Annotated in this window: 15 protein-coding genes; 14 read left to right on the top strand and 1 reads right to left on the bottom strand. The window is 71.0% G+C overall.

The window, feature by feature from the left end; genetic code table 11:
- Window positions 1–271: 271 nt before the first annotated feature.
- Window positions 272–2023 carry a PucR family transcriptional regulator gene (locus ACZ7PG_RS05775; protein WP_470237938.1) on the bottom strand — a complete coding sequence of 584 codons (1752 nt, stop codon included), beginning with the start codon at window positions 2021–2023 and terminating at the stop codon, window positions 272–274.
- A 203-nt stretch (window positions 2024–2226) separates the two neighbouring features.
- Between ACZ7PG_RS05775 and ACZ7PG_RS05780 the strand changes: the two genes are divergently transcribed.
- Genes ACZ7PG_RS05780 through ACZ7PG_RS05845 form a run of 14 tightly spaced genes read left to right on the top strand, consistent with a single transcriptional unit; the run spans window position 2227 to window position 15092 of the window.
- Window positions 2227–2694 (top strand): Hsp20/alpha crystallin family protein, encoded by a 468-nt coding sequence (locus ACZ7PG_RS05780; RefSeq protein WP_470237939.1) that lies wholly within the window; start codon window positions 2227–2229, stop codon window positions 2692–2694.
- 10 nt (window positions 2695–2704) lie between these two features.
- Window positions 2705–3238, top strand: a complete 534-nt coding sequence (locus tag ACZ7PG_RS05785; RefSeq protein WP_470237940.1) for a YflT domain-containing protein — start codon at window positions 2705–2707, stop codon at window positions 3236–3238.
- Window positions 3238–5109, top strand: a complete 1872-nt coding sequence (gene dnaK / locus ACZ7PG_RS05790; RefSeq protein ID WP_470237941.1) for a molecular chaperone DnaK — start codon at window positions 3238–3240, stop codon at window positions 5107–5109. The genes ACZ7PG_RS05785 and dnaK overlap by 1 nt, the downstream gene beginning before the upstream one ends.
- A 9-nt stretch (window positions 5110–5118) precedes the next feature.
- Window positions 5119–5658, top strand: coding sequence for a nucleotide exchange factor GrpE (locus ACZ7PG_RS05795; protein WP_470237942.1), 540 nt, complete (start codon window positions 5119–5121; stop codon window positions 5656–5658).
- A 5-nt stretch (window positions 5659–5663) separates the two neighbouring features.
- On the top strand, window positions 5664–6596 hold the full coding sequence (locus ACZ7PG_RS05800; protein ID WP_470237943.1) for a DnaJ C-terminal domain-containing protein: 933 nt from the start codon (window positions 5664–5666) through the stop codon (window positions 6594–6596).
- Complete coding sequence (locus tag ACZ7PG_RS05805; protein ID WP_470237944.1) at window positions 6596–6892, top strand: chaperone modulator CbpM; 297 nt, start codon at window positions 6596–6598, stop codon at window positions 6890–6892. The genes ACZ7PG_RS05800 and ACZ7PG_RS05805 overlap by 1 nt, the downstream gene beginning before the upstream one ends.
- Entirely contained in the window at window positions 6883–9513 is a 2631-nt protein-coding gene (clpB, locus tag ACZ7PG_RS05810) for an ATP-dependent chaperone ClpB (protein WP_470237945.1), read from the top strand. The genes ACZ7PG_RS05805 and clpB overlap by 10 nt, the downstream gene beginning before the upstream one ends.
- On the top strand, window positions 9510–10004 hold the full coding sequence (gene trxA, locus ACZ7PG_RS05815; protein WP_470237946.1) for a thioredoxin: 495 nt from the start codon (window positions 9510–9512) through the stop codon (window positions 10002–10004). The genes clpB and trxA overlap by 4 nt, the downstream gene beginning before the upstream one ends.
- Window positions 10001–10264, top strand: coding sequence for a ubiquitin carboxyl-terminal hydrolase 14 (locus ACZ7PG_RS05820; RefSeq protein ID WP_470237947.1), 264 nt, complete (start codon window positions 10001–10003; stop codon window positions 10262–10264). The genes trxA and ACZ7PG_RS05820 overlap by 4 nt, the downstream gene beginning before the upstream one ends.
- Window positions 10261–11952, top strand: a complete 1692-nt coding sequence (locus tag ACZ7PG_RS05825) for an FAD-dependent oxidoreductase (RefSeq protein ID WP_470237948.1) — start codon at window positions 10261–10263, stop codon at window positions 11950–11952. The genes ACZ7PG_RS05820 and ACZ7PG_RS05825 overlap by 4 nt, the downstream gene beginning before the upstream one ends.
- Window positions 11952–12401 (top strand): DUF1931 family protein, encoded by a 450-nt coding sequence (locus ACZ7PG_RS05830; RefSeq protein ID WP_470237949.1) that lies wholly within the window; start codon window positions 11952–11954, stop codon window positions 12399–12401. The genes ACZ7PG_RS05825 and ACZ7PG_RS05830 overlap by 1 nt, the downstream gene beginning before the upstream one ends.
- A gap of 11 nt (window positions 12402–12412) precedes the next feature.
- A complete protein-coding gene (locus ACZ7PG_RS05835) occupies window positions 12413–12991 on the top strand; it encodes an STAS domain-containing protein (RefSeq protein WP_470237950.1) in 579 nt (192 codons plus the stop codon).
- Window positions 12988–13932 carry a PrsW family intramembrane metalloprotease gene (locus ACZ7PG_RS05840; RefSeq protein ID WP_470237951.1) on the top strand — a complete coding sequence of 315 codons (945 nt, stop codon included), beginning with the start codon at window positions 12988–12990 and terminating at the stop codon, window positions 13930–13932. Before ACZ7PG_RS05835 ends, ACZ7PG_RS05840 begins: the two co-directional genes overlap by 4 nt.
- A 59-nt stretch (window positions 13933–13991) precedes the next feature.
- Window positions 13992–15092, top strand: coding sequence for a hypothetical protein (locus ACZ7PG_RS05845; RefSeq protein WP_470237952.1), 1101 nt, complete (start codon window positions 13992–13994; stop codon window positions 15090–15092).
- Window positions 15093–15094: the final 2 nt, after the last annotated feature.

Raw genomic sequence — 15094 nt, forward strand, 5'->3', positions numbered from 1 at the left:
CTTCACGAGCCGGCGGAGGCAGCGGCATCGGCTGACTTCCCACTACCGGCCCCGCAGGCGGGGGCCGGCGAGTGCGGCTTCGCTCGCTGCCGACGTCGGCGCGTGGAGCGGATCTCCCCGGCGTCGGCCGCGCCCGGCCGCGGCCGCGCGCGATCGACGGCGACCGGCACCGGCCCGACGGCGGCTTCAGGGCCGCGATCCGAGGATCACCCCGCAGCGGACATCGCGGGACCGCAGCCCGGGAGACCGGAGCGACCACGAGCCTCGCCGTTCATTCCGAACCCTGGAGCACCTGCCACGCCCTGGTGGCCAGGTGCAGGTTGAGCCTGCTTTCGACGTCATTGAGGTCGAGATCGGTGATCTCCCGGATCCGGCCCAGCCGGTAGCGCAGGGTGCTGCGGTGGATCACCAGCGCGGAAGCGGTCTCGTCGTAGTGCCCGCCGCATTCGAGGTACTGCGACAGCGTCTGGACCAGATCCGTGTTCTTGTGCTCGTCGTAGTCGAGAAGCCGACCCAGCCATTCCCGCACGAACGCAACGATTTCGCCGCGATTCTCTCCCGTGTCCAGAATTCGATAAACGCCCAGCTGGTCGAAGGTTGTGACGCCGTCGGGCGACCTTGATTTCATGCGAATATCCAACGCCCGCATCGCTTCCGAATAGGATCGCGGAAGATCGTCGGGGCTGTCACAGCCGGCCCCGATCCCGATCGCGCCGGCGCTTCCGAGGCGCTCCGAAAGGGCGCGGTACAGCGCGTCCCCGTCCAGGTGGCCGCTGACGATGAGCACGATCCCTCCCGGGCGCCGCGAGGTCATCGAGCTCAGCCGGAGCGAAGCGGCCGCCCGGCCCGCGGCGTCGGCGACGGCGTCGCCGGTCTGCCTCCCGCCCCACTGGACGACGACCACGCAATGCGGGCCGCGCAGGTCGTGCCCGATCGCGTCGGCGCGAGCGTAGGCGCTCTCTTCGTCGGTGCCGGTGATCAGGTCCTCGACCAGGTCACGATGCAGGCGCAGCTCGACCTCGGCGAGGTTGCGCAGGTGGGACAGCTCCAGCGCCAGCACCGTCGTTCCGTATTCGAGCGCGAACATCTCGTGGCTGCCCACGGTCTTGCGCGGGTCCACGAGCGCCACCACGCCGAGCACCTCGTGCCGCGGTTTGACCAGCGAGATCACCCGGTCCTTCTCCCGCACCGGATGGGCGACCGCCGAGGCGCGCCTGAGCAGCTCCTCGCGCTTGCGGGCTTGGGGCTTCGGGTACGGGTCGGGCTCACCCGGACCGGCCCAGGCCCGCAGGTTGCCGAACCGGTCTTCGATCGCGACCGGCAACGCCGTCAGCTGGTGGACCGCGTGGGCGATGCCGGGCTCGCCCCCACCGGACACGGAGATGTCGCCGAGCACCTCGTGCACGTGCGTCTGCTGCTGGAGCCGGGCGACCGATGCGGACAGCCTGCTGTTGAGCTGCTCCAGCTCGACAGCTTGATCTCGCTCCCGCCGGTGCAGCGAAGCGTTCGCCAGTGCCCCCGCGGTCTGCTGCCCGAGCATTTCGAGCAGGAAGTACTCGTCCTTCGACGGTTCGACGTCCGCGTTCACCACCAGGTAGCCCTTCAGGCCACTCAGCCCGCGCAGCGCGAAGCCCCAGCACCAGCCACCGCCGGTGAGGACGAGCGGGCCGCTGCCGCCGTCGAGGAACCGGATCTGCCGGTCGAGCTCCGGGTCCGGCTCCGCGTGATCACGACGGCTGAGCGCGCCGTCGATCACCAGGTACACCGCCAGGGCGCCGCAGCCGCTCAACGACGGCACCGAGGTGGCGGCCAGCCGGATGATGTCGTCGGCTTCACGACCGTCGAACATCATCGTCGAGATGACGAACAGTCCGCGCAAATTCGATTGCCGGCCACGCCACCGGCTGTCCGACCTTTGTGGATTTTGGTGGGCTCCGCCCGCCGCCGCGGGTTCCATCCGGGCCTCCGACCGCCGACTGCGCAAAACATTACACGGTTCTTCCTGCTCTGCCGGGTCGATCATTCCCGCGAAATTCGACCTGCCGGGCGCACGCGCGGGCACCGCCGTCCTTGTCAGTGTTTGTGGCAGCCCGAGAGGTCACCGCAACGGCCCCGATTTCGCCGGTATCCGCAGAAATCGTGTCCGCGGGTGAACCGCGCCGCAGAGCCGGCTGGACGCGGTCGGCCTCTTCGCGACACCTACCCGGACGAGGGATGAGGAGAGTCATGACCTTGATGCGTTTCGACCCGTTCCGCGATCTCGAACGACTGACCGAGCAGGCCGTGGCCGGCACCCGCGGCCCGCGGGCGATGCCGATGGAGGCCTTCCGCCGCGGCGACCGGTTCATCGTCGCGCTGGACCTGCCGGGCGTGGATCCCGGCGACGTCGACGTGACGGTGGAACGCAATGTGGTGACCGTGCGCACCCGCCGTACCCCGCTCCGCCGCGAAGGGGACGAACTGCTGGTCGACGAACGGCCGCAGGGTGAGTTCAGCCGCCAGTTCTTCCTCGGGGACAACCTGGACAGCACGCAGCTGACCGCGGAGTTCGACCGCGGCGTGCTCTTGCTCGGCATCCCGGTCGCCGAAGCCAGCAAGCCCCGCAAGGTCGAGATCGGCGGTGGTACCGAGAAAGCCGAAAACCAGCCCCGGATCGCCGACCGGGCTGCCCGAGAAGAACCCGCCAACGTCTAGGAGTGCGACGATGACCGCGCAGCCGGGCGCCACCGCGCCCTCACCACGTCATTCTTCGGACCAGCACGGTGCCGAACAGCTCACCTCGGACCAGCGCCGTCCGATCGGCGCCTACACGACCTACAGCGAAGCCGAACGTGCCGTCGACTACCTGTCGGACCACGGCTTCCCGGTCGAGCGGGTCGCCATCATCGGCTCGGACGTCAAGCTGGTCGAGCAGGTCGTCGGCCGCCTGAACTACGGCGGCGCCGCGTTGCACGGAGCCGGCTCGGGGGCCCTCACCGGGCTGCTGATCGGCTGGCTGTTCGGGATCTTCAACTGGTTCACGCCGCTGCTGGCGGCCTTCACGCTCGTCGTCTACGGCTTCGTGTTCGGTGCGGTGATCGGCGCGATCTTCGGCGTCGTCGCGCACGCGCTCCAGCGCGGCCGCCGCGACTTCGCCTCGGTCCGGGTGATGACGCCGAGCCGCTACGAGGTCGTCGCCGACGACGCGGTGGCCGACGAAGCCAAGAACCTGCTGGCCGGGATGAAGGGCGGTGCGTGATGGCGAAGGCGGTCGGCATCGACCTGGGCACGACCAACTCGGTGATCGCCGTCTGGGAAGGCGGCGAACCCACGGTCATCGCCAACTCCGAAGGCGCCCGGACCACCCCGTCGGTGGTCGCGTTCACCGAAAGCGGTGAACGGCTCGTCGGCCAGCTCGCCCGCCGGCAGGCGATCCTCAACCCGAAGGGCACCATCTACTCGGCGAAGAGGTTCATCGGCCGGAAGTACGACGAAGTGAGCGACGAGGCCAAGGCCGTCGGCTTCGACGTCGTCGAGGGCCCGGGCGGCGTCGTCCGGTTCAAGGTCCGCGACAAGCTCCACTCGCCGGAGGAGATCAGCGCCCAGGTCCTGCGCAAGCTCGCCGAAGACGCGGGCAAGTTCCTCGGCGAGCGGGTGACCGAGGCCGTCATCACCGTGCCGGCGTACTTCAACGACGCCCAGCGGCAGGCCACCAAGGACGCCGGCAAGATCGCCGGCCTCGAGGTCCTGCGGATCATCAACGAGCCGACCGCCGCCGCACTGGCGTACGGGCTCGACTCGAAGGGCCACGAGACGGTCCTCGTGTTCGACCTCGGCGGCGGCACCTTCGACGTGAGCCTGCTCGACGTCGGCGACGGCGTGGTCGAGGTCCGCTCGACCGCCGGTGACACCCACCTCGGCGGGGACGACTTCGACCGCCGGATCGTGGACCACCTCGCCGACCGGTTCCAGCAGGAGAACGGCATCGACCTGCGCTCGGATCCGCAGGCGCTGCAACGGCTCTTCGAAGCCGCGGAGAAGGCGAAGGTCGAGCTCAGCTCGGTCAGCCAGACCAGCGTGAGCCTGCCGTTCATCACCGCGGACAAGGACGGCCCGAAGCACCTCACGACCACCATGATGCGTTCGGAGTTCGAGCAGATCACCGCGGACCTCGTCGAGCGGTGCCTCGGCCCGGTCAAGCAGGCGATGGCCGACGCGAAGGTGACCGCGAACGACGTCGACGAGGTCATCCTGGTCGGCGGGTCGACCAGGATCCCGGCCGTGCAGAGCCTGGTCCGCAGGCTGACCGGGGGCAAGGACCCCAACATGACCGTCAACCCGGACGAGGTCGTCGCGCTCGGCGCGGCGGTCCAGGCGGGGGTGCTCAAGGGCGAGGTCAAGGACGTCCTGCTGCTCGACGTCACCCCGCTGTCCCTCGGCGTGGAAACCCGCGGCGGTGTGATGACGAAGATCGTCGAGCGCAACACGACGATCCCGGCGCGGCGGACCGAGGTGTTCTCCACGGCGGAGGACAACCAGCCCGCGGTCGACGTCGTGGTGCTCCAGGGCGAGCGGGAACGGGCCGCCGACAACCGGGTGCTCGGGCGCTTCCAGCTCACCGACATCCGGCCGGCCCCGCGGGGTGAGCCCCAGGTCGAGGTCACCTTCGACGTCGACGCCAACGGCATCCTCGACGTCACCGCGAAGGACAAGGACACCGGCGCGCAGCAGGGCATCACGATCAGCGAGAGCTCGAACCTCGACCAGGCGGAGATCGACCGCATGGTCACCGAAGCCGAACGCAACCGGTCCGAAGACCAGCGGCTGCGCGAGGAGATCGACGCGCGCAACCTGCTCGACTCGGCCGCCTACCAGGTCGAACGGGCCATCACGGACACCACCCCGCCGCACGAGAAGGCGCGGGCGGAGATGCTCGTCCAAGAGGCTCGCGAGGCGGTGAAGGACGCCGCTCCCCTGGACCGGGTGCGGTCGCTGACCTCCGAACTGCAGCAGGTGCTGGCCGGGCTCAGCGCGCCGCGAGCGAGCGGCGGCGGTAACGGCGAAAGCGGTGCTCCACCGCAGGCGGCCGACGAGGACGACGTGATCGACGCGGACTTCGACCGGGCGTGAGGCGGAGCGATGGCCACCACAGGAAGGGCCGCGGAGCAGGGAGAACCCTCCGCGGAGGTCGCCGAGGCCGGCACGGTTTCCCGCCCCCAGGAGATGCCGGCCTCGGCGACCGGGGCGGAGGAGAAGATCGCCGAGCTCGAAGACCGGTGGCGCCGGGCCGTGGCCGACCTCGAGAACGTGCGCAAGCGCCACGCCACGGAACTGCGGCAGGTGGCGGAAGCCGAGCGGGCGCGGGTCGCGTCGGCCTGGCTTCCGGTGCTCGACAACCTCGAGCTGGCGCTCACGCACGCCGAGGCGGACCCGGCGGCCATCGTGCAGGGCGTCCACGCGATCCGGGAGCAAGCCGTCCGGCTGCTCGCCGGCCTCGGCTACCCGCGTGACGACGAAACCGGGGTCCGGTTCGACCCGAACCGGCACGAGGTCGTCGCCGTCGTCGAGGACCCGGCCACCGAACCGAACACCGTGACCCACGTCGTGCGCCCCGGCTATGGGACCGACCGGCACCAGCTGCGGCCGACGGCCGTGACGGTGTCCAAGTCCCAGGGGTGATGGCCGTGGCAACCGATTTCTACGACGCCCTCGGGGTCGCCAAAACCGCGAGCGCCGACGAAATCCAGCGGGCGTACCGGAAACTGGCGCGCCGGCTCCACCCCGACGTGAACTCCGACCCGGACGCCGAAGAGCGCTTCAAGGAGATCAGCGAGGCCTACCAGGTGCTGTCCGATCCGGACCAGCGCAAGAAGTACGACCGGTTCGGCGCGGACTTCCGCCACGTGCCCGACGACTTCGACGAGCGGGTGTACGCCGGTGCCGGCGGGCGGGGTGGCGGCCGCGTCCGGCAGCCGGGTGCGGGCGGCGGTGGCGGATTCGGGGGCGGGTTCGAGGGCTTCGAAGGCGTCGACATCGAGGACCTGCTCGGCGGCTTCTTCCGGAGCCGGGGCGGCGGCGGGCCGATCGCGGGCGCCGACCAGGAGGCCGAGCTCGAGCTGACGGTCGAGGAGGCCTACCGGGGCGGGCGGCGGCACTTGAGCTTCGCCGGCGCGGGCGAGCGCGGTTACGACGTCGACATCCCGGCCGGCGTGCTCGACGGGCAGCGCATCCGGCTCGCCGGCCAGGGCGGGCGGGCGTCCGGGAACGCCGCGCCCGGCGACCTCTACCTCGTGGTGCGGATCAAGCCGCACCCCCGCTACCGCCTCGCCGGGCGCGACATCACGGTGGAGCTGCCGGTGTCGCCCTGGGAGGCGGCGCTCGGCGCCACGGTTCCCGTGATGACCCCCGGTGGTGAGGTGAAGGTGCGGGTCGTGCCCGGCTCGTCGACCGGACGGCGGCTGCGGCTGCGCGGCGAGGGCCTGCCCAACCCCAAGGGCAAGCCGGGCGATCTCTACGCCGAGGTGCGCGTCATGGTGCCGAAGAAGCTCGGCAAGCGGGAGCGCGAGCTCTTCGAGGAGCTCGCCGCGGTGTCCGATTTCGACCCGAGGAGGACCTGATGGCCGAGTACCTGCTCGCGCGTCCCGTCCGGCTCAGCCTCGACACGGTGGCCGCGCGCAGCGGACTGCACCCGGAGCTGATCCGCCGGTTCGTCGCGCTGAGCCTGGTGGACGGCACCGCCGACGCGAGCGGGCGGCTGTGGTTCGCGCCGTCCGCCGTGGCCACCCTCGCGCGCGTCCAGCGCCTGCGCGCGGGCCTTTCCCTCAACTACGCGGCCATCGGGCTCGTGCTCGACCTGCTGGACCGACTCGACGTCCTCGAAGCCCAAGTCAGGAGCCACCGGCGATGGACATGAGCAAGCTGACCCAGAAATCGCAGGAAGCGCTGCAGGAGGCCCAAAGCGTGGCGCAGCGCCACGGTCACACCGAGACCGACGGCGAGCACCTGCTGCTGGCCCTGCTCGACCAGGCCGACGGCCTGGCGCCCCGGCTGCTCGTGCAGGCGGGCGCGGACGTCGACGGTCTGCGCGAGGCCGTCGAAGCGGAGCTCGCGCGGCAACCGAAGGTGACCGGCCCCGGCGCCACGCCCGGGCAGGTCTACCTCACCCGGCGCCTCGCCGGCCTGCTCGACGCCGCCGAGCGGGAAGCCAAGCGGCTCAAGGACGAATACGTCTCCGTCGAACACCTCGTGCTGGCCCTCGCCGACGAGGGCGCGAAGTCCGCCGCGGGGCGGCTGCTGACCCGCCACGGCGTGACGCGCGAGTCGTTCTTGACGGCACTGACCAAGATCCGCGGGAACCAGCGGGTCACCTCGGCCACCCCGGAGGGCGCGTACGAGGCGCTGGAGAAGTACGGCCGGGACCTCGTCGCCGACGCGCGATCGGGCAAGCTCGACCCGGTCATCGGCCGGGACGCCGAGATCCGCCGGGTGATCCAGATCCTGTCGCGGAAGACGAAGAACAACCCCGTGCTGATCGGCGACCCGGGCGTCGGCAAGACGGCGATCGTCGAGGGTCTCGCCCAGCGGGTCGTGCGCGGCGACGTGCCGGAAGGCCTGCGGGACCGGACGATCTTCTCGCTCGACATGGGCGCGCTCGTCGCCGGGGCGAAGTACCGCGGCGAGTTCGAGGAGCGGCTCAAGGCCGTGCTGGCCGAGGTCAAGGCCGAAGAGGGCCGCATCCTGCTCTTCGTCGACGAGCTCCACACGGTCGTCGGGGCCGGCGCCACCGAAGGCGCGATGGACGCCGGGAACATGCTCAAGCCGATGCTGGCGCGCGGTGAGCTCCACATGATCGGGGCGACGACGCTCGACGAGTACCGCAAGCACATCGAGAAGGACGCCGCGCTGGAGCGCCGGTTCCAGACGATCGTCGTCGACGAACCGTCCGTCGAGGACGCCATCTCGATCCTGCGTGGACTGCGGGAGCGGCTCGAGGTGTTCCACGGGGTCAAGATCCAGGACGGCGCGCTGGTCGCCGCCGCGACCATGTCCCACCGCTACATCACCGACCGCTTCCTGCCGGACAAGGCGATCGACCTGGTCGACGAAGCGTGCGCGCGGCTGCGCACGGAGATCGACTCCATGCCGGCCGAGCTCGACGAGCTCACCCGGCGCGTCACCCGCCTGGAGATCGAGCAGGCCGCGCTGTCCAAGGAATCCGACGCGGCCAGCAAGGCCCGGCTGGCGGACCTCGACCGGGAGCTCGCCGATCTTCGCGCCGAAGCGGATTCGAAGAAGGCGCAGTGGGAAGCCGAGCGCCAGGCGATCCGGCGGGTCCAGGAGCTGCGGTCCGAACTGGAACGCCTGCGCCACGAAGCCGAAGAAGCGGAACGCAACTACGACCTCAACCGCGCCGCCGAGCTGCGCTACGGCGAGATCACCGAAGCCGAGCGCCGGCTCGCCGCGGAGGAAGAACAGCTGGCGGGCAAGCAGGGCCGGAAGCGGCTGCTGCACGAGGTCGTCACCGAGGACGAGATCGCCGAGATCGTCGCCTCGTGGACCGGGATCCCGGTTTCCCGGCTGCAGGAAGGCGAGCGGGAAAAGCTGCTGCGGCTCGACGAGATCCTGCACGAGCGGGTGATCGGCCAGGACGAGGCCGTCCGGCTGGTCGCCGACGCGGTCATCCGGGCGCGGTCGGGGATCCGCGATCCGCGCAAGCCGATCGGGTCGTTCATCTTCCTCGGCCCGACCGGGGTCGGGAAGACGGAGCTGGCCAAGACCCTGGCGGCGGCCCTGTTCGACAGCGAGGACAACATGGTCCGGCTCGACATGAGCGAGTACCAGGAGCGGCACACCGTCTCGCGGCTGCTGGGCGCTCCGCCGGGCTACGTCGGTTACGACGAGGGCGGGCAGCTCACCGAAGCCGTGCGGCGCAAGCCTTACTCGGTCGTGCTGTTCGACGAGATCGAGAAGGCGCACCCGGACGTGTTCAACACGCTGCTGCAGGTGCTCGACGACGGCCGGATCACCGACTCGCAGGGCCGGACCGTCGACTTCCGCAACACGGTGATCATCATGACCTCCAACATCGGCTCGCAGCACCTGCTCGACGGGGTCACCTCCACCGGCGACATCAAACCGGACGCCCGCGACGCCGTGCTGGCCGAGCTGCGCCACCACTTCCGGCCGGAGTTCCTCAACCGCGTCGACGACACCGTGCTGTTCACCCCGCTCGGCCCGGCCGAGATCGAGCGGATCGTCGACCTGCAGTTCGACGAGCTGCGGCTCCGGCTGGCCGAGCAGGGCATCACGGTCGAGCTGACCGCGGAAGCGCGGAAACTCATCGCCCGGCACGGGTTCGACCCCGTCTACGGCGCCCGGCCGCTGCGCCGCTACATCTCCCACGAGGTCGAGACCAAGATCGGCCGCACGCTGCTGCGCGGTGACCCGACCGAAGGACTGGTGATCACCGTCGACGCCAAGGACGGCGAGCTCGCCGTCACCTACAGCGGGGGCGAAGGGAGGTCCGCGGCATGAGCACCGACACCGGAACCACGAGCACGGTCGTCTGCGAACACTGCGGCCACAAGAACCGCGTCCCGGCGGCCGCCGCGGGCAAGCCGAAGTGCGGGCACTGCCACGAGCCGCTGCCCTGGATCGTCGACGCCGGCGACCACGACTTCGCGGAGGTCGCGGAGCGGGCCACGATCCCGGTCCTGGTCGACCTCTGGGCCACCTGGTGCGGACCCTGCCGCCAGGTCAGCCCCGCGCTGGCCCAGCTGGCCCGGGAGCGGGCCGGGAAGGTCAAGCTCGTGAAGGTCGACGTCGACAAGGCACCCGCGCTGTCGCAGCGGTTCGACGTGAAAGCCGTGCCGACACTCATGGTCCTGCGCGGCGGTGAGGTCGTCACGCGGCAAGCGGGCGCCGCGCCCGTCCCCGTGCTGCGCGACTGGCTCGACCAGGCGCTGGCGCGGTCGGAGAGTGCCCCCGGGAAGACCACCTCGACCAAGGAAGGTGACGCGCGATGACCCACGTCGTCGACCGGCATCTCGCGCTCGTGCAGGACGTGGTGCCGCGAACCCCGCAGGGCTGTGAGGAGTGCCTGGTCTCCGGCACGCCGTGGCTGCACCTGCGGCTGTGCCTGACGTGCGGGCACGTCGGCTGCTGCGACTCGTCGCCGATGAAGCACGCCAGCAAGCACGCCTACGCCATCGGGCACCCGATCGTGCGCTCGTTCGAGCCCGGCGAGACCTGGCGCTGGTGCTACGTCGACCAGACCTTCGTATGACCGCCTCGACCGGGATCGACCTCGGCGCGCCGCTGACCGAGACGCCGGACTCGTACGGAGCCTTTCCCCGGCTCACGGACGAGCAGATCCGCACGCTCGGCGCCGGGGGTGACCGCCGTCCGGTCGAGGCGGGCGAGGTGCTGTACGCGCAGGGCGGGCAGCCGTCCGAGTTCTTCGTGATCTTGAACGGCAAGGTCGCCGTCACCGAAGGAACCGGGGACGACGCGACAGTCGTCCGCGTCCACGGACCCCGCCGGTTCCTGGGCGAGCTCGGGATGCTCGAAGGGCAGCCCGCGTTCGTCGGCGCCGTGGCCGCCGAACCCGGCGAAGTGCTCGCCATCCCGGTGAGCGAGGTGCGGCGGGTGGTGCTCGGCGATCCGGTGCTCGGCGATCTGATCCTGCGGGCCTACCTCGTGCGCCGGACGCTCCTCATCGGAGCCGGCAACGGGCTGCGGATCGTCGGCTCCTGCTACTCCCCGGACACCCGGCGGCTGCTGGAGTTCGCGGCGCGCAACCGGCTCCCGTACCGGCTGGTCGACGTCGACAAGGACCAGCAGGCCGAGGCGCTCCTGGAGCGTTTCGGCGTCGCCGTCGCGGACACCCCGGTGGTCGTGGTGAACGGCACCGAGGTGCTGCGGAACCCGAGCACCGCCGAGCTGGCCGGGCGAATCGGGCTGCGGCCGCCGGAACCGGAACGCGGGGTGCGGGACCTGCTCGTGGTCGGCGCCGGGCCCGGCGGCCTGGCCGCGGTGGTCTACGGCGCGTCCGACGGGTTGCGGCTCTCGGCGTTCGACGCACTGGCCCCGGGCGGCCAGGCCGGGACGACGTCGCGCATCGAGAACTACCTCGGCTTCCCGCCGGGGATCTCCGGCGCGGAGCTGGCCGAGCGCTCGGTGATCCAGGCGGCCAAGTTCGGGGCCCGGGTCGGCGTGCCGGCCGAAGCGCGCAGCCTCGAACAACGCGGCGGCCGCTACGCCGTCGGATTCGACGACGGCATCGAGATCGTTTCCCGCGCCGTCGTGATCGCCACCGGTGCCCGCTACCGCCGGCTCGTCGTACCCGGCATCGAGACGTTCGAAGCGAGCAGCGTCTACTACGCCGCGACCCTGCACGAAGCGCGTCGGTGCCTGGCCTCCCCGGTGGCCGTGGTCGGTGGCGGCAACTCGGCCGGCCAGGCGGCGGTGTTCCTCGCGGAAGGTTCGCCGGTGGTCTACCTGCTGGTGCGCGGCGGTGATCTCGCCGCGAACATGTCCCGCTACCTCGTCGACCAGGTCGAGCGGCATCCGCGGATCAGCGTGCTCGGCCACACCGAAGTCCGCGAACTCGTCGGCGGTGACGGCCTCGAGTCCCTGGTCGTCGAGAACAACCGCACCGGCGAGCGCGACGTCCTCGACGCCCGTGCGCTGTTCGTCTTCATCGGCGCTTCCCCGCACACCGCCTGGCTTTCCGGGATGGTCGCCCTCGACGAGGACGGGTTCGTCCTCACCGGGACGGACGCCGAGGGGTACCGGGACGCCGACGTGTGGCGCGGGATACCTCGCTCGCCATCGGTGCTGGAGACGAGCAGGCCCGGTGTGTTCGCCGTGGGGGACGTCCGCCACGGCTCGGTCAAGCGGGTGGCCTCGGCGGTCGGGGAAGGCGCCATGGCCGTCCGGTTCGTGCACGAACATCTCTCACAGGAGGCCTGATGCCGGTCATGGGTGCGGCGCGGTTCGAACGGTTCTTCCGGGTGGCCGCGAGCCTGGACGTCGACAAGAGCGATCTGAAACGGTACGACGAGTTCCTGGACCGGAAGGTCTACGACCTCTTCGTGGTCGCCAAGGCCACGGCCAAGGCCAACGGGCGGGACGTCATCGAGCCGCGGGACCTGCCGATCACCAAGGGACTGCAGGAGCGCATGCACGAGTTCCTCAAGCTGGACGAGGACCTGGAAGTGGTGCCGCTGCTCGAGCAGCTCCTGGCGCGTCCCGCGCTCGGGATCGCGATCTCCGAAGAGACCGAGGCCCGGCTCCCGGCCGTCGCCGGCGGCCTCAGCGTGGCTCTCGCCCAGGCGTTCAAGATCATCGATCCGCGGGTCAAGAACCCCGGCTCCGCCGAGTGGGACCAGGTCTTCCGGATGTTCGAACTGCTCCTCTGAAAGGGCCGAGCATGGTCAACGAACTTTCACTCAACCTCGACCAGCCGGCGTACGCGGTGGCGTTCGCCGAGCTGCACCGCCTCACCGGACCGGCGCGCGAGGCCGCCGCCACCGCGGGGAACTTCACGGTCACCTCGACCTTGCGCGACGACCACCACACCGTCGTCACGGTCCGCGGGTCGATCGACGCGCGGGCCCGCCACATCCTGGCCGCGCACCTCGCCGGGCTGCTCCACGCCGGCACGCGGCACCTGGTGCTCGACCTCTCCCAGGTCGAGCAGGTGGACGACGGCCTGTTCGACCTCGTGCACCGGCTGGAGGACCGGCTGACGGCGCTCAACGGCGTGTTCGAGCTGACCGGGCTCGCACCTCCCGTGCTGTACGCGATGGACGACACCCTGCTGGGTGAAGTCTTCAGCTGGTACCGAGCCGTCCTCGACGACCCGAAACCGCGTGCCGCGCTGTGGTCGGCCCTGCGCTGCCCGCAAGGGCTCGAGGACGTCGCGGAGCCCGGTTCCGCGGACCGGTACCGGACTTTCATCGACACGGCCGCCCACGGACGCGGCGAGCGGTGGGGGAGGCGCAGGTGAGGGCGGTCACCGCACGGCCGAAACGACGGATGTGGCTGCGGATGTTCGGAGCGGGCCTGGTCCTGTGGATCCTGTCCGCGCTCGTCACCTACCTGACCGGGAACCCCAACCTCATCCCCACCCTGGTGCTGCTCGGCAGCTTCCTGGTGCCGGTGACCTTCGTGGCGTGGGCGTTCGAGCGCCGGGACTCCGGCGAGATCACCGCCGAGCTCGTGTTCCGCACGTTCATCGTCGGCGGGGTGCTCGGCGTGCTCGGGGCATCGGTGCTGGAGGCGTACCTGCTGTACCCGACGGCGTGGCTGTACGTCGGCGTCGGGCTCATCGAGGAAGCGGTCAAACTGGTCGCGCTCGCCCTGTTGACCCGGCGCCTGGCCGTGAAGTCCATGCGCGACGGGTTGATCCTGGGTGCCGCGGTCGGGTTCGGGTTCGCCGCCTTCGAGTCGGCCGGGTACGCGCTGACCGCGCTGTTCACCCCTCAGGGACTGTCTCTGACGGACCTGGTGACCACCGAGCTGTTGCGCGGGCTCCTCGCCCCGGTCGGGCACGGGTTGTGGACCGCCGTTCTCGGCGGGCTCCTGTTCGCGTGGAGCACCCGCGACCACTTCGTCCTCACCGCCCGGCTCGCCCTGGCCTACCTGGGCGTTTCGCTCCTGCACGCGCTGTGGGACTCGATGTCCTCGATTTCCCTGTACCTGACGCTGCTGCTGACCGGTCAGCCGTGGCAGTACGAACTGCTGCTGCGCGGCCTGCCGCCGGCGCCGACCGCGACCCAGGTCGGGCTGTACACGACGCTGACCTGGGTGGGTCAGGGCCTGATCGCGGCGATCGGGGTGGTGTGGCTGCTGGTGCTCATCGCGCGGGCGCGCCGGGAGCGGCGGAGCCCGCCGCCGGCCTGGGCCTACCGCGTGGCGACGTCCCGGCATCCCGCCATGCCGCTCTGAACCGCCGGGCCCGGGAGTCGGCCGTTACCCCTGGGGAAACCGACGAGCGAGGAGAACCCATGGACGCACCACGCCAGGTGGCCGTCGGAGTGCTGGCCGACGAAGGGCTGCCTTGGCGGGTGATCACGACCCTCGTCGACGACCTCCCCGCGATCTTCGCCGCCCGGGTGTGCGGGGAGACGCGGTGGCGGGTGGAGCACGAGCTCGACCAGCTGCCGCTGGACGAAGACGGGGACATCCCGATGCGCACGCTGTCGCGGCGGCACCGGCCGGACCGGGGCTGGGACCTGCTGGTCCTGGTCACCGATCTGCCCCGGCGCGCGGGGACGAAACCCGTCGTCGCCGGGGTCGACGTCGAGCACGGGGTCGCGATGATCTCGCTGCCCGCGCTCGGCGCCGTCCTGGTGCGGCACCGGGCCCGGGCGTTGCTGGTCCGCGTCGTGCGGCAGCTGGCGGCGGGCCCGCTCGGAATCGACGGCGACCACCGGGCCCGGGGAGCGGCGGCCCGGTTGCGGGAGGCCCTGGCCCCGACGCGGCACCTGTCCGGCGGACACCCGTCGGCCGCGACCCAGCTCGCGCTGGTCGGGCCGCGTGGCCGGCTGCGCCTGCTGGCCGGGATGGTGCGGGGCAACCGGCCGTGGCGGCTGGTGCCGCACCTCGCGGGCGCCACCGCCGCCGCGGCGGGGACCGCCGCCTACGGCATCATCACCAATTCGTTCTGGCCGCTGGCCGACGCGCTGTCTCCGCTGCGGCTGGCGGCGATCATGGTGGCCACCGTCGGGGTCATGACGGTGTGGCTGACGGTGTACAACCACCTGTGGGAGCGGCCTTCCGAGACCGCCGAGCGGCGCAAGGCCTTGCTGTACAACGTGTCCACGGCGACCACGCTGGCGATCGGGGTGGCGTGCATGTACGCGATCCTGTTCGTGCTCGCCCTGCTCGCGGCGGCGGTCCTGATCGACAGCGGCTATTTCGCGCAGACCCTCGGGCACCCGGTCGGGGTGGGTTCGTACCTGAGCCTGGTGTGGTTGTGCAGCTCGGTCGGGATCGTCGCCGGCGCGCTGGGCTCCAGCCTCGAGGACGAAGAGACCGTCCGCAACGCGACCTACAGCCGCCGCGAGCGGGAACGCCAAGAACGCAACCGGCTCCGGCAGGAGTGACC

It is taken from the genome of Amycolatopsis sp. NPDC114504 (assembly GCF_055633595.1).

What these genes read in the sequence shown, in the direction of transcription:
- ACZ7PG_RS05830 (WP_470237949.1), top strand. Translation starts at nt 11,952, where the DNA reads ATGCCGGTCATGGGTGCGGCGCGGTTCGAACGGTTCTTCCGGGTGGCC.
- ACZ7PG_RS05785 (WP_470237940.1), top strand. Translation starts at nt 2,705, where the DNA reads ATGACCGCGCAGCCGGGCGCCACCGCGCCCTCACCACGTCATTCTTCG.
- ACZ7PG_RS05795 (WP_470237942.1), top strand. Translation starts at nt 5,119, where the DNA reads ATGGCCACCACAGGAAGGGCCGCGGAGCAGGGAGAACCCTCCGCGGAG.
- ACZ7PG_RS05845 (WP_470237952.1), top strand. Translation starts at nt 13,992, where the DNA reads ATGGACGCACCACGCCAGGTGGCCGTCGGAGTGCTGGCCGACGAAGGG.
- ACZ7PG_RS05780 (WP_470237939.1), top strand. Translation starts at nt 2,227, where the DNA reads ATGACCTTGATGCGTTTCGACCCGTTCCGCGATCTCGAACGACTGACC.
- trxA (WP_470237946.1), top strand. Translation starts at nt 9,510, where the DNA reads ATGAGCACCGACACCGGAACCACGAGCACGGTCGTCTGCGAACACTGC.
- dnaK (WP_470237941.1), top strand. Translation starts at nt 3,238, where the DNA reads ATGGCGAAGGCGGTCGGCATCGACCTGGGCACGACCAACTCGGTGATC.
- ACZ7PG_RS05820 (WP_470237947.1), top strand. Translation starts at nt 10,001, where the DNA reads ATGACCCACGTCGTCGACCGGCATCTCGCGCTCGTGCAGGACGTGGTG.
- ACZ7PG_RS05805 (WP_470237944.1), top strand. Translation starts at nt 6,596, where the DNA reads ATGGCCGAGTACCTGCTCGCGCGTCCCGTCCGGCTCAGCCTCGACACG.
- ACZ7PG_RS05835 (WP_470237950.1), top strand. Translation starts at nt 12,413, where the DNA reads ATGGTCAACGAACTTTCACTCAACCTCGACCAGCCGGCGTACGCGGTG.
- clpB (WP_470237945.1), top strand. Translation starts at nt 6,883, where the DNA reads ATGGACATGAGCAAGCTGACCCAGAAATCGCAGGAAGCGCTGCAGGAG.
- ACZ7PG_RS05775 (WP_470237938.1), bottom strand. Translation starts at nt 2,023, where the DNA reads ATGATCGACCCGGCAGAGCAGGAAGAACCGTGTAATGTTTTGCGCAGT.
- ACZ7PG_RS05825 (WP_470237948.1), top strand. Translation starts at nt 10,261, where the DNA reads ATGACCGCCTCGACCGGGATCGACCTCGGCGCGCCGCTGACCGAGACG.